Source organism: Pseudomonas sp. AC239, assembly GCF_979258545.1.
The window spans coordinates 1,485,573-1,498,754 of record NZ_OZ409864.1 but is presented as its reverse complement, the minus strand read 5'-3'; the positions used below and the strand labels follow the sequence as shown (position 1 = coordinate 1,498,754).

Genomic DNA, 13,182 nt, shown 5'->3' with positions numbered 1-13,182 from the left:
TTGCGCTAGTGACTACGAGGTCTGCGACACATGTATCACGGGGAAAAACTCAACGCCTGGACCCATCTGGTCGGAGCCATCGCCGCGTTTATCGGCGGCGTTTGGATGCTGGTGATTGCCAGCCTCGACGGCAGTCCATGGAAGATCGTCAGCGTGGCGATCTACGCCTTCACTTTGCTGGTGCTCTACAGCGCTTCGACCGTGTACCACAGCGTGCGCGGGCGCAAGAAAGCGATCATGAAGAAGGTCGATCATTTCTCGATCTACCTGCTGATCGCCGGCAGCTACACGCCGTTCTGCCTGGTGACGTTACGCGGGCCTTGGGGCTGGACGCTGTTCGGGATTGTCTGGGGGCTGGCGCTGATCGGCATTCTGCAAGAGATCAAACCGCGCTCCGAAGCGCGGATTCTGTCGATCGTGATTTACGCGGTGATGGGCTGGATCGTGCTGGTCGCGGTCAAACCGCTGATTGCCGCACTGGGCACGGCCGGGTTTGCCTGGCTGGCGTCGGGCGGGGTGTTGTATACGGTGGGGATTATCTTTTTTGCCCTCGATCACCGGCTGCGGCATGCCCATGGCATCTGGCATTTGTTCGTGATTGCCGGGAGTTTGCTGCACTTTGTGGCGATTCTGTTTTACGTCCTGTAAATGCAATCCCTGTGACTGATCGTTCCCACGCTCTGCGTGGTAACGCCTCCTGTGACGCTCTGCGTCACGCTGTTTGGGACGCAGAGCGTCCCGGGCTGCATTCCCACGCAGAGCGTGGGAACGATCAGTCCGGCAAAAAGGTTTAGAAATCCCCCCAAAGTTGCTGGGCTACCGCCAGCGCCACCACCGGCGCAGTTTCGGTGCGAAGTACGCGTGGGCCGAGGCGGGCGGCGTGGAAGCCATTGCCTTTGGCCTGCTCGACTTCGCCGTCCGTCAGGCCACCTTCCGGCCCGATCAGGAACGCCAGCGTCGCCGGTTTTGCATGGCTCACCAGCGGCTCGGCCACCGGGTGCAGGACCAATTTCAATTCGGCTTCGGTCTGCTTGAGCCAGTCCGCCAGCAACACTGGTGGATGAATCACCGGCACCCGTGAACGCCCGCACTGTTCGCAGGCACTGATCGCCACCTGGCGCCAGTGCAGCAAGCGCTTGTCGGCGCGTTCGTCCTTGAGCCGCACTTCGCAGCGTTCGCTGAAGATCGGGGTGATTTGCGTCACGCCCAGTTCAGTGGCTTTCTGAATCGCCCAGTCCATGCGCTCGCCCCGGGACAGGCCCTGGCCGAGGTGGATCTGCAGCGGCGATTCGATTTGCCCGGCGAATTGCTCGTCGATCTGCACGACCACGCGTTTCTTGCCGACATCCACCAAGGACCCGCGAAATTCATGGCCGGAACCGTCGAACAACTGCACCGTATCGCCCTCGACCATGCGCAGCACGCGGCTGATGTAATGCGCCTGGGCTTCCGGCAGTTCGTGTTCGCCAGTGCTCAGCGGGGCGTCGATAAAGAAGCGGGACAGTCTCATTTCGGGTCTCTAAAAAATTGGCGCGTAGCCATTGTAGTGAAGAGCTTCTGTGGCGAGGGGATTTATCCCCGTTGGGTGGCGAAGCCGCCCCAAAATCAGCACACGCGGTGACTCAGGAGTACCGCGTGTGCTGATTTCACGACTGCTGCGCAGCCGAACGGGGATAAATCCCCTCGCCACAGGGTCCTTCTCAAACCTTTGGTATCGATCAGCCCGGATCGCGAAATCCCGGGTGGAAGTCTTTCGGCACCGCCACGCTGACGCTGTCACGCGTGGCAATGTCGATACCTTCACTGGCCACTTCGGCCAAGAAGTCGATCTGCTCCGGGGTGATCACATACGGCGGCAGGAAATACACCACGCTGCCCAGCGGCCGCAGCAACGCGCCTCGCTCCAACGCATGCTGGAACACCTTCAAGCCGCGACGCTCCTGCCAAGGGTAGGCCTCTTTCGTGGCTTTAACCTTGACCATCTCGATGGCCAGGACCATGCCGGTCTGGCGCACTTCGGAGACGTTGGGGTGATCGACCAGATGGGCCGTCGCCGAAGCCATGCGCTGAGCCAGGGCCTGGTTGTTCTCGATGACGTTGTCCTGCTCGAAGATATCCAGCGTCGCCAATGCTGCCGCGCACGCCAGCGGGTTGCCGGTGTAGCTGTGCGAGTGGAGGAAGGCGCGCAGGGTCGGGTAGTCGTCGTAGAAGGCGCTGTAGACCTCATCGGTGGTCAGGCACGCCGCCAGCGGCAGGTAGCCGCCGGTGAGGGCTTTCGACAGGCAGAGAAAGTCCGGGCGGATGCCGGCCTGTTCGCAGGCGAACATCGTCCCGGTGCGGCCGAAGCCGACGGCGATTTCATCGTGAATCAGGTGCACGCCGTAGCGGTCGCAGGCCTCGCGCAGCAGCTTGAGATAAACCGGGTGATACATGCGCATGCCGCCGGCGCCCTGAATCAGCGGCTCGACGATCACCGCCGCGACGCTGTCATGATTTTCCGCCAGTGTCTGTTCCATGGCGGCAAACATGTTGCGCGAGTGTTCTTCCCAGCTCATGCCGTCGGGGCGCAGATAGCAATCCGGGCTCGGCACTTTGATGGTATCCATCAGCAGCGCTTTGTAGGTCTCGGTGAACAGCGGCACATCGCCGACCGCCATCGCTGCCATGGTTTCACCGTGGTAGCTGTTGGTCAGGGTGACGAAGCGCTTCTTGTTCGGCTGGCCGCGATTGAGCCAGTAGTGAAAGCTCATCTTCAGTGCGACTTCGATGCAGGACGAACCGTTATCGGCGTAGAACACCCGGCTCAAGCCTTGCGGGGTCATTTTCACCAGACGCTCGGACAGCTCGATCACCGGCTGATGGCTGAAACCGGCAAGAATCACGTGTTCGAGTTGATCGACCTGATCCTTGATGCGCTGGTTGATACGCGGGTTGGCGTGGCCGAACACGTTGACCCACCAGGAGCTGACCGCGTCGAGGTAGCGCTTGCCTTCGAAGTCTTCGAGCCAGACGCCTTCGCCGCGCTTGATCGGGATCAGCGGCAGCTGTTCGTGGTCTTTCATCTGGGTGCAGGGATGCCACAACACCGCAAGATCGCGTTGCATCCACTGGTTATTCAGGCCCATTTACAGTCTCCTCGAGGCGGCTCGCGTCAGGCGCGGGCGAACAATCGCGCAAGCCTATGCAATGCATCGCGCGGGAACAACCCATTGTGTCGATTGAGCTACTTTGTCTGAGCCGATAGACGTCGCTGGCGGCGTTTTGATGGCTAACGTATTCTTCGCGGTTCTTTGAGTCGTCTGGCTCGCAAACTGCTTTTCCCACCTGTTTTTCCGGAGTTCGCTGAATGTCTGTCGGTTGGCTGCGCGCCTGTGCGCTGGTGATGTTGGGGCTGTTCAGCGTTACGGCGCTGGCCAAGGATAAAACCGCAATCGTGATCGGCGGCGGCCTCTCGGGTCTGACCGCTGCTTACGAGCTGCAGAACAAGGGCTGGCAGGTCACCCTGCTGGAAGCCAAACCGAGCCTGGGCGGTCGCTCGGGCATGGCCACCAGCGAGTGGATCGGCAACGATAAGACCCAGCCGGTGCTGAACAAGTACGTGTCGACCTTCAAGCTCGGCACCACGCCTGCGCCGGAATTCGTGCGTACGCCGAGCTATCTGATCGACGGTGATTATTTCTCCGCTACCGATCTGGCCACCAAGCAGCCAGCCACCGCCGACGCACTCAAGCGCTACCAGAAGACCCTCGACGATCTGGCGCGCTCGATCGACGATCCGCAGAACCCGGCGGCGACTGCCACCCTGCATGCGCTGGATCAGATCACCGTATCGAGCTGGCTCGACAAGCAGAACCTGCCGGCCACCGCGCGTCAGTTGATCAACCAGGACATCCGCACCCACTACGACGAACCTTCGCGTCTGTCGCTGCTGTATTTCGCTCAGCAGAACCGCGTCTATCGCGGCGTTTCCGACCGCGACCTGCGCGCCTCGCGTCTGGTCGGCGGCAGCCAGGTACTGGCCCAGGCCTTCGTCAAACAGATCAAGACCATCAAGACCAGCTCTCCGGTGTCGGCCATCACTCAGGACAAGGATGGCGTGACCGTCAAGGTCGGCAGCGTCGGCTACCAGGCAGACTACGTGGTGCTGGCAGTGCCGTTGCGCGCACTGAACAAGATCGCCCTGACCCCGGCGCTGGATGCCCAGCACCTGGCGGCGATCAAAGGTACCAACTACGGTTGGCGCGACCAGATCATGCTGAAGTTCAAGACGCCCGTGTGGGAAAGCAAGTCGCGCATGTCCGGCGAGATCTACAGCAACACCGGTTTAGGCATGCTCTGGATCGAGCCGGCGCTGAAGGGCGGCGCCAATGTGGTGATCAACCTGTCCGGCGATAACGCCCGTGTAATGCAGGCGTTCGGCGACAAGCAGATGGTCGATCAGGTGCTGATCCGTCTGCATGCGTTTTATCCACAGGCCCGTGGCTCGTTCACCGGTTATGAAATCCGTCGCTACAGCACCGACCCGTCGATGGGCGGCGCCTACCTGGCTTACGGCCCGGGGCAGATCAGCAAGTTCTGGCGCCTGTGGGAACGTCCGCTGCAACGCGTAGCGTTCGCCGGCGAACACACCGACACCCTGTACCCGGGCACCCTGGAAGGCGCACTGCGCACCGGCCAGCGCGCGGCCAGCCAGGTTGAAGATCTGGCGGCCGGCAAGTCGTTCGAACCGGTCAAAGTGGTTCCGGCTGCAGCAGCGGCAGGCGCAGCGGGCGCGGTGGCGGCGAAGAAGGGCAACTTCTTCACTAACCTCTTCGGCGGCTCGGATGACGAGAAGAAGCCTGAGCCTGTGAAGGCGCCAGAGCCAGCACCTGCTCCGGCCGCTCCAGCGCCTGCACCGACCCCGGCACCTGCGCCAGCGCCGGTGGAAGCACCGAAGCCAGCGGCCCCGGTAAAAGCCGAGCCGGCAAAGAAAGCAGCGACCAAGCCTGCGGCGAAGAAGCCTGCAGCCAAAACCGATACGAAAAAGCCGGCTGCCAAACCCGCAGCAAAAAAGGCTGAACCGGCGAAGAAACCAGCGGCCAAGCCTGCTGCAACGACCGAGACCAAGGCGCAGTAAGCCTTGCGGTGAATGAAAAAGCGCGGCTTTTACGCCGCGCTTTTTTTGCCTCCGAGACCGCTTTCGCGAGCAAGCCCGCTCCCACCTTTGACCGTGTTGCTTGTTGGAATGCAATCGCTGTGGAAGTGGCCTTGCTCCCACATTTGACCGTGTTTCCTCAGTTGGAATGCAATCACTGTGGGAGCGGGCTTGCTCGCGAAGGGGCCGGCGCAGGCATTCCGATTCCAATGCCTTGCACCAACATCCCGCCACACTTTTGCCTTTAATCTTTCCTTAACACGCCACTTCCAGACTCTTGATCGTATTTCTCGATATTTCAAAGCAAAATTTTCCGCTTTAATTCGATAGATAACTCGCTAGTCTTGGTTCGCAGTTCTCACAGGATTTGGGCAATGCAGCTACGTAACTCTTCTTCGCGCTATGGTTGGGTCAGCATCTTCATGCACTGGGGCGTGGCGCTGGCGGTCTTCGGGCTGTTCGCGCTGGGTTTGTGGATGGTCGGGCTGGATTACTACAGCACCTGGCGCAAAGACGCGCCGGACCTGCACAAGAGCATCGGTCTGGTGCTGCTCGGTGTGATGCTGTTGCGGGTGCTGTGGCGCTTCATCAGCCCACCGCCTTCTACGCTGCAAAGCTACAGCCGCATGACCCGTATCGGCGCCAAATTCGGCCACGGGTTTCTGTATCTGGCGCTGTTCGCTGTGATGATTGCCGGTTACCTGATTTCCACCGCAGACGGTGTCGGGATCCCGGTGTTTGGCCTGTTTGAAGTCCCTGCTCTGCTCTCCGGACTACCGGATCAGGCAGATACCGCTGGGGTGATTCATCTGTGGCTGGCGTGGGCACTGGTAATTTTTTCCGGTCTCCATGCGTTGGCAGCATTGAAGCACCACTTTATCGATCGTGATGCGACCCTCACTCGAATGCTCGGTCGCAAAGCCTGAAATTCAACCTCGACTCAAAGGAAAAGAAAGCATGTTGAAAAAGACTCTGGCCGCTCTGGCAATCGGTTCTGCACTGCTCTCGGCTGGTCAGGCCATGGCTGCGGACTACAAAATCGACAAGGAAGGCCAGCACGCCTTCGTTGACTGGAAAATCAGCCACCTGGGTTACAGCTTCATCCACGGTACTTTCAAAGATTTCGACGGTACTTTCTCTTGGGATTCGGCCAAGCCTGAAGCCAGCAAGATCTCTGTGGATGTGAAAACTGCCAGCCTGTGGTCGAACCATGCTGAACGTGACAAGCACATCGCCAGCAAAGACTTCCTCGACGTGAGCAAGTTTGCTGATGCCAAGTTCGTCTCCACCGCCGTTAAATCGACCGGTGAAAAGACTGCTGACGTGACCGGCGACCTGACCTTGCACGGCGTGACCAAGCCTGTGACCTTCAAGGCCACATTCAACGGCGAAGGCAAGGATCCATGGGGCGGCGAGCGCGCTGGCTTCAACGCCAAGACCACTCTCAATCTGAACGATTTCGGGATCAAGGGCCCAGGCCCAACCTCGCAAACTGCAGATCTGGATATCTCGCTGGAAGGTGTGAAAGTTAAATAACTTTCGCTCGCCACAATAAAACGCCCCTGGTCAAAAGGCCCGGGGCGTTTTTTATTGCCTGCGACACATCCCCTGTGGGAGCGAGCCTGCTCGCGAAAGCGGTCATTCCGGCAACATCATTGCTGACTGACCCGCCGCCTTCGCGAGCAGGCTCGCTCCCACAGGGGTATTGCGGTGTGGCAGAGATATCGAGGTAAAAAAATGCCCCGGCTCTTTCGAGTCGGGGCATTTTTCATGGCGGCTTGAAACTCAGCGATTGCGGGTCAGCAAAGCCGGTTTCTCGCCACGCGGGCGGCTTGGCAGTTGATCGAGCTGTTCAGGCGTCGGGAAGCGGTCGGCTTTCGATTCCTTGTGCATGATCTTCGGACCGTTGCTGCGCGGGTTCTGCACGGCCGGTTCGCTGCGTGGCTGATCGTCACGGGCCGGACGGCGGTTGCGCGGCGCGGATTCGTCACGACGACCCTGACCGTCACGCGGAGCGCCATTGCGCGGGCCGCTGCGTTTGGCCGGTGGCGTGCCGGTGCTCGAGCCGTTGCTGTTGCGCGGACCGTTCTGGCGACCCTGTGGCTGACCGCCGCGCGGTGCGCCAGTGCCTGAGCCTTGCGCCGGTGCGCCCGGACGACGGCCACGGCCACCGGCAGGAGCGGCTTTCGGCACGTAGTCGACGCGGTTACCGAAGTTATCGATATCGTCGTCGAGGAATTCGTCCGGAGCGCGATCAGCCGCTGCACGCGGTGGCTGGCTTGGGCGCTGGTCGCGGCTCGGGGTGCCTTCGCGCGGTTTCTGTTGACGGGCAGGGCGCTCGCCACGTTCACCGGCCGGTTTTTCCTTGCCCTTGTCTTTGCCTTTGTCCTTGCGACCGCCGCCACCGCCGCCGCCATTCGGGCCATCGCCACGTGGGCCACGGGAATTGCGCGGGTTGCGAATGTCCGGACGCTCGCGGGCTTCCGGCTTCTCGGCTTCGATGGTGCTGGAGTCGAAGCCCATCAGATCGCCGTCGGCAATCTTCTGCCTGGTCATGCGCTCGATGCTTTTCAGCAGTTTTTCTTCGTCCGGCGCGACCAGCGAGATCGCCTCGCCCGAACGACCGGCGCGGCCGGTACGGCCGATACGGTGCACATAGTCTTCATCGACGTTCGGCAGCTCGAAGTTGACCACATGCGGCAACTGATCAATGTCCAGACCACGAGCAGCAATGTCGGTGGCAACCAGAATGCGCACTTCGCCGGCCTTGAAGTCGGCGAGGGCTTTGGTGCGGGCGTTCTGGCTCTTGTTACCGTGGATCGCCACCGCCGGCAGGCCGTGTTTGTCCAGGTATTCAGCGAGACGGTTGGCGCCGTGCTTGGTGCGGGTGAAGACCAGCACCTGTTCCCACGCGCCAGCGGTGATCAGGTGCGCCAGCAGCGCACGTTTGTGGCTGGCGGGCAGGCGGAACACGCGTTGTTCGATGCGCTCGACCGTGGTGTTCGGCGGCGTGACTTCGATGCGCTCCGGATTGTGCAGCAGTTTGCCGGCGAGGTCGGTGATGTCTTTCGAGAACGTTGCCGAGAACAGCAGGTTCTGACGCTTGGCCGGCAGACGCGCGAGGACTTTTTTCACGTCGTGCACGAAACCCATGTCGAGCATGCGGTCGGCTTCGTCGAGAACGAGGATTTCCACGTGGGACAGATCGACACTGCCCTGGCCGGCGAGGTCGAGCAAGCGACCCGGGCAGGCGACGAGGACGTCGACGCCACGGGACATGGCCTGGACCTGCGGGTTCATGCCGACGCCGCCGAAGATGCAGGCGCTGACGAATTTCAGGTCACGGGCGTAGATCTTGAAGCTCTCGTGCACCTGGGCCGCGAGTTCGCGGGTCGGGGTCAGGACCAGCACGCGCGGTTGGCGCGGGCCGTGACGCTGGGATTTGTCCGGGTGACCGTTGGGGAACAACCGCTCCAGAATCGGGAGGGCGAAACCGCCGGTTTTACCGGTACCTGTCTGAGCCGCCACCATCAGGTCGCGACCTTGCAACACGGCGGGAATGGCCCGCTGTTGCACCGGAGTAGGCTCGGTATAGCCCGCATCTTCGATGGCACGGACTAAAGCCTCGGAGAGACCGAGGGAAGCAAAGGACATGAGTAATCCTGTTTTAGTTAGGGCTTGGCCCAATGGGAGTCTTGCCTGGCGCGAATCACGTTTAAGAGGACGCAATCCCGTCCGGTCCAGCGGCGGTTCCGAAGGCACGTCAGGAGCGCTCGCGCGGGCTGGAAGCTGCGCTGTAGCGGGTCGAGAGGCCTGTTACGGTTCCGGGCGTCCGGGCGTGAGCCTGGCGGGAACGCCGGAGTATAACAGAGCAATCACTGCGCGCTGCTTTCCTGCTGCTCAACGGTTTTGCCGCTGGCCGTGGCTGAGCGCAGTGAGGCATTGTCGACGGGCGCAGCGCCATAGCGCGCGCTGAGCTCGGCGTAGGCTGGTTCGCGCTTGAAACGCTTGAGTTCGGCACCGAATCGCTGCACCAGCAAATCCATACCGGCATTGCGCCGAACCGCAAGAAACTGGCTCTGACGGCTGATAACCGTCGGGTTTTCCGTGATCAGATCGCGAATATTCAGCTCATCGAGCAAATGCTGGCCGACGCGGCGATCGGTAATCAGCAGGTCGATACGCCCGCGTACCAGTTTGCCGAAGTTGGCTTCATGGGTTGGCGCCGGCTCCCGGGTAAACAGCTCCGACTGGCTGAAGTCAGGGCTGTACAGATAACCCGGCGAGGTGCCGATGGTCAGGCCTTTGAGTTGTTCGAGGGTGCGGAAAGGATGTGGCCGGTCGTTGGCGTAGAACATCACGAATTCGACGTCGGACAACGGTTCGCTGGGATAGAGCAGGGTGGCGTCACGCTCTGCGCTGTGAAAGATGTCCAGCGCACCGTCGGCCTGACCGGTTTCGAGCATCGACAGGCAGCGCTTCCACGGCAGGAACTGCCATTCGACTTCAATGCCCAGACGCTTGAACACGATGGCGGTGGTTTCGTAGTCCAGCCCGAGATTCTGCCCGCCCTGTTCGTACACGTACGGCGCCCAGGGCTCGGTGACAATACGCAACTTCTCGCCCCGAGCGGCGAAGCTCAGGCAAGCAAAAACCAGCACGGCGAATAACTGCGTGATCAAAGGCATGGCTGGAGATTACGACGAGAAACCCGAAAGAGCCAGAAAGTGCCTGCACAAGCTCTGTTCCGAGGTTCAAAACGCAAAAAATCGCAGCCGCGACACCCCTGCAGGAGCCGCCGAAGGCTGCGATCTGTTGCTTGTAGCTTTCAACTTGAAGCTTGCGGCTGCCTCAACGCGGCAACTTCAGGTTATTCCAGATCGCCAGGCTAGGTTCGGCCTGGTTCATGGAATAAAAATGCAGCCCCGGTGCGCCGCCCTGCAGCAGGCGTTCGCACATTTCGCTGACGACTTGTTCGCCAAAGCGTTGAATGCTTAGCGTGTCGTCGCCGTAGGCTTCCAGTTGTTTGCGGATCCAGCGCGGGATTTCCGCACCGCAGGCATCGGAGAAGCGCGCTAGCTTGCTGTAGTTGGTGATCGGCATGATCCCCGGCACGATTGGCAGATCCACGCCCAGCGCCTGCAAACGGTCGACGAAGTAGAAATAGCTGTCGGCGTTGAAGAAGTACTGGGTGATCGCGCTGTCGGCACCGGCCTTTGCCTTGCGCACGAAGTTGGCGAGATCGTCTTCGTAGTTGCGCGCTTGTGGATGCATTTCCGGGTAAGCGGCGACTTCGATGTGGAAGTGATCGGCGGTTTCTTCGCGAATGAATTCCACCAGCTCATTGGCGTGACGCAGCTCACCGCTGGTCATGCCCATGCCGGACGGCAGGTCGCCACGCAGGGCAACGATGCGCTTGATGCCGGCAGCCTTGTATTCGTTCAGCAGGCCGCGCAGATCGTCCTTGCTGTCACCGACGCACGACAGGTGCGGAGCGGCGGGAACTTTGACTTCGCTTTCCAGCTGCAACACGGTGTTGAGCGTGCGATCACGGGTCGAACCGCCAGCGCCGTAGGTGCAGGAAAAGAAATCAGGGTTGTAAGTGGCCAACTGACGGGCAGTGGCGAGCAGCTTTTCTTGCCCGGCATCGGTCTTGGTCGGGAAAAACTCGAAGCTGTAGCGACGGTCTTGGGACATTGGAGGGGGCCTCCAGCTGCAAGCTGCAAGCTTCAAGCTGCAAGAGGGCGGAGCGCCGGGATCCTGTACCTGAAGCTTGCAGCCAGCGGCTGCGTAATAACGATGAAGAAGCCAGCGACAGCTACAAGCCTCAAGTAAACCAACCGCTTTTACTTGCCGCTTGCAGCTTGAAGCTCGCAGCTGCTCTTAATAGCGATAGGCGTGCGGCTTGAACGGGCCTTCGACGGTGACGCCGATGTAGTCAGCCTGTTGCTTGGTCAGTTGGGTGACCACGCCGCCGAAGCCGCGAACCATTTCCAGGGCCACTTCTTCGTCGAGTTTCTTCGGCAGTACTTCAACGGTCAGACGCTCGGCTTTCTGCGCTGGCGACAGGTCGGCGTATTTCTGGCCGAACAGGAAGATCTGTGCCAGAACCTGGTTGGCGAACGAACCGTCCATGATGCGGCTCGGGTGACCGGTGGCGTTGCCCAGGTTCACCAGACGGCCTTCGGCCAGCAGGATCAGGTAGTCGTCGTTCTGAGGGTCGAAGCTGCCGGCGCCGGTGCGGTGAACCTTGTGCACCTGTGGCTTGACTTCTTCCCATGCCCAGTTCTTGCGCATGAAAGCGGTGTCGATTTCGTTGTCGAAGTGACCGATGTTGCAGACCACGGCGCGCTTCTTCAGGGCCTTGAGCATGTTCGCGTCGCAAACATTGACGTTACCGGTGGTGGTCACGATCAGGTCGATCTTGCCCAGCAGTGCTTTGTCGATGCTCGCTTCGGAACCGTCGTTGATACCGTCGATGAACGGCGACACCAGTTCGAAACCATCCATGCAGGCTTGCATGGCGCAGATCGGGTCGACTTCCGACACTTTGACGATCATGCCTTCCTGACGCAGCGACTGAGCCGAGCCCTTGCCCACGTCACCGTAACCGATGACCAGCGCTTGCTTGCCGGACAGCAGGTGGTCGGTGCCGCGCTTGATTGCATCGTTCAGGCTGTGACGGCAGCCGTACTTGTTGTCGTTCTTGGACTTGGTCACCGAGTCGTTGACGTTGATGGCCGGGATTTTCAGCTCGCCCTTGGCCAGCATGTCCAGCAGACGGTGTACGCCAGTGGTGGTTTCTTCGGTCACGCCGTGAACGCGATCGAGCACTTGCGGGTATTTCTTGTGCAGCAGCTCGGTCAGGTCGCCGCCGTCGTCGAGGATCATGTTGGCGTCCCAAGGCTGGCCATCCTTGAGGATGGTCTGCTCCAGGCACCACTCGTACTCTTCTTCAGTCTCGCCTTTCCAGGCGAACACCGGAATACCGGCAGCAGCGATTGCGGCAGCGGCCTGATCCTGAGTAGAGAAAATGTTGCAGGACGACCAGCGTACTTCGGCACCCAGGGCAACCAGGGTTTCGATCAGCACGGCGGTCTGAATGGTCATGTGGATGCAGCCGAGGATTTTCGCGCCCTTGAGCGGCTGCTCGGAAGCGTATTTGCGGCGCAGACCCATCAGGGCAGGCATTTCCGATTCGGCGATGATGGTTTCGCGACGGCCCCAGGCAGCCAGGGACATGTCGGCAACTTTGTAATCGGTAAAATCTGCAGGCGTGTTGACAGCGCTCATGAAGAGCCTCCATTCGTAATGTATGCGAATGGGCGCCGTTGTGCGTTTAGTGTCCGGCGCAGGCCGGTCAACGCCCCATCCGAGCCTGACAGGTCGAACCTGCTGCAGCGCCCCTCGGACAGGTGGCGGGAAAACGGCATAGCCGTTCTGAATCGGTGGCGATTATAGCGGTCTTCGCCCGGCTAGTGGCAAGCGGCAAGCTACAAGCGGCAAGTAAAAGCCAATCCGCTTTTACTTGCAGCTTGTAGCTGAAAACTTGAAGCTGGGGGCCAATACCCCTAACGCTCAAACGCCTCGACCCAGGAGCCCCCCATGAATTTCCACACCCGCAAATGGGTTAAACCCGAAGACCTCAACCCCAACGGCACCCTGTTCGGCGGCAGCCTGCTGCGCTGGATCGACGAAGAAGCGGCGATCTACGCCATCGTGCAACTGGGCAACCAGCGTGTGGTGACCAAGTACATCTCGGAAATCAACTTCGTCAGCGCCTCGCGCCAGGGCGACATCATCGAACTGGGCATCACCGCCACCGAATTCGGCCGCACCTCGATCACCCTGACCTGCGAAGTGCGCAACAAGATCACCCGCAAGAGCATCCTGACCGTCGAGAAGATGGTGTTCGTCAACCTCGGCGAAGACGGCCTGCCGGCGCCGCACGGGCGGACCGAGATCAAATATGTGAAAGACCAGTTCAAGGATGACGAGGCCGTTCAATAAGATCGGCGGCGCATTCTTCGCGAGCAGGCTCGCTCCCA

General features: G+C 60.5%; 11 protein-coding genes and 1 riboswitch. Of the genes, 5 read left to right on the top strand and 6 right to left on the bottom strand.

Annotated features, from left to right (window positions below):
• The first annotated feature begins 30 nt into the window (after positions 1 to 30).
• The gene (trhA, locus tag ACZ0AZ_RS06925; RefSeq protein ID WP_039757573.1) at positions 31 to 648 is read left to right on the top strand and encodes a PAQR family membrane homeostasis protein TrhA; all 618 of its coding nucleotides are present in this window, start codon (positions 31 to 33) and stop codon (positions 646 to 648) included.
• A 142-nt stretch (positions 649 to 790) separates the two neighbouring features.
• Here trhA and ACZ0AZ_RS06920 read toward each other — a convergent pair whose 3' ends face one another.
• Both ACZ0AZ_RS06920 and ACZ0AZ_RS06915 read right to left on the bottom strand, forming a co-directional pair.
• Positions 791 to 1,510: a 16S rRNA (uracil(1498)-N(3))-methyltransferase gene (locus tag ACZ0AZ_RS06920; protein WP_463537127.1), complete on the bottom strand. Its 720-nt coding sequence runs from the start codon at positions 1,508 to 1,510 to the stop codon at positions 791 to 793.
• A 208-nt stretch (positions 1,511 to 1,718) separates the two neighbouring features.
• Positions 1,719 to 3,125, bottom strand: a complete 1,407-nt coding sequence (locus ACZ0AZ_RS06915; RefSeq protein WP_463537126.1) for an adenosylmethionine--8-amino-7-oxononanoate transaminase — start codon at positions 3,123 to 3,125, stop codon at positions 1,719 to 1,721.
• Positions 3,126 to 3,346: 221 nt separating this feature from the next.
• On the opposite strand from ACZ0AZ_RS06915, the gene ACZ0AZ_RS06910 reads away from it, so the two are divergent.
• The 3 genes from ACZ0AZ_RS06910 to ACZ0AZ_RS06900 all read left to right on the top strand — a co-directional run bounded on the left by ACZ0AZ_RS06910 (position 3,347) and on the right by ACZ0AZ_RS06900 (position 6,670).
• Positions 3,347 to 5,116, top strand: a complete 1,770-nt coding sequence (locus ACZ0AZ_RS06910; protein WP_039757578.1) for a flavin monoamine oxidase family protein — start codon at positions 3,347 to 3,349, stop codon at positions 5,114 to 5,116.
• Between the two features lie 392 nt (positions 5,117 to 5,508).
• Entirely contained in the window at positions 5,509 to 6,060 is a 552-nt protein-coding gene (locus tag ACZ0AZ_RS06905) for a cytochrome b (protein WP_129997802.1), read from the top strand.
• Positions 6,061 to 6,091: 31 nt separating this feature from the next.
• Positions 6,092 to 6,670, top strand: a complete 579-nt coding sequence (locus tag ACZ0AZ_RS06900; RefSeq protein ID WP_125925455.1) for a YceI family protein — start codon at positions 6,092 to 6,094, stop codon at positions 6,668 to 6,670.
• Positions 6,671 to 6,919: 249 nt separating this feature from the next.
• Here ACZ0AZ_RS06900 and ACZ0AZ_RS06895 read toward each other — a convergent pair whose 3' ends face one another.
• From ACZ0AZ_RS06895 to ahcY, 4 genes are all read right to left on the bottom strand, one after another.
• Entirely contained in the window at positions 6,920 to 8,788 is a 1,869-nt protein-coding gene (locus ACZ0AZ_RS06895; protein WP_129997801.1) for a DEAD/DEAH box helicase, read from the bottom strand.
• A gap of 221 nt (positions 8,789 to 9,009) precedes the next feature.
• Positions 9,010 to 9,822 (bottom strand): substrate-binding periplasmic protein, encoded by an 813-nt coding sequence (locus ACZ0AZ_RS06890; protein WP_039757584.1) that lies wholly within the window; start codon positions 9,820 to 9,822, stop codon positions 9,010 to 9,012.
• A 163-nt stretch (positions 9,823 to 9,985) separates the two neighbouring features.
• A complete protein-coding gene (gene metF / locus ACZ0AZ_RS06885; RefSeq protein WP_129997800.1) occupies positions 9,986 to 10,831 on the bottom strand; it encodes a methylenetetrahydrofolate reductase [NAD(P)H] in 846 nt (281 codons plus the stop codon).
• A gap of 186 nt (positions 10,832 to 11,017) precedes the next feature.
• Positions 11,018 to 12,427, bottom strand: a complete 1,410-nt coding sequence (ahcY, locus tag ACZ0AZ_RS06880; protein ID WP_039757587.1) for an adenosylhomocysteinase — start codon at positions 12,425 to 12,427, stop codon at positions 11,018 to 11,020.
• A gap of 23 nt (positions 12,428 to 12,450) precedes the next feature.
• Positions 12,451 to 12,549: riboswitch (S-adenosyl-L-homocysteine riboswitch) on the bottom strand.
• Positions 12,550 to 12,739: 190 nt separating this feature from the next.
• Between ahcY and ACZ0AZ_RS06875 the strand changes: the two genes are divergently transcribed.
• Positions 12,740 to 13,144 carry an acyl-CoA thioesterase gene (locus ACZ0AZ_RS06875; protein ID WP_016772772.1) on the top strand — a complete coding sequence of 135 codons (405 nt, stop codon included), beginning with the start codon at positions 12,740 to 12,742 and terminating at the stop codon, positions 13,142 to 13,144.
• The last annotated feature ends 38 nt before the right edge of the window (positions 13,145 to 13,182 follow it).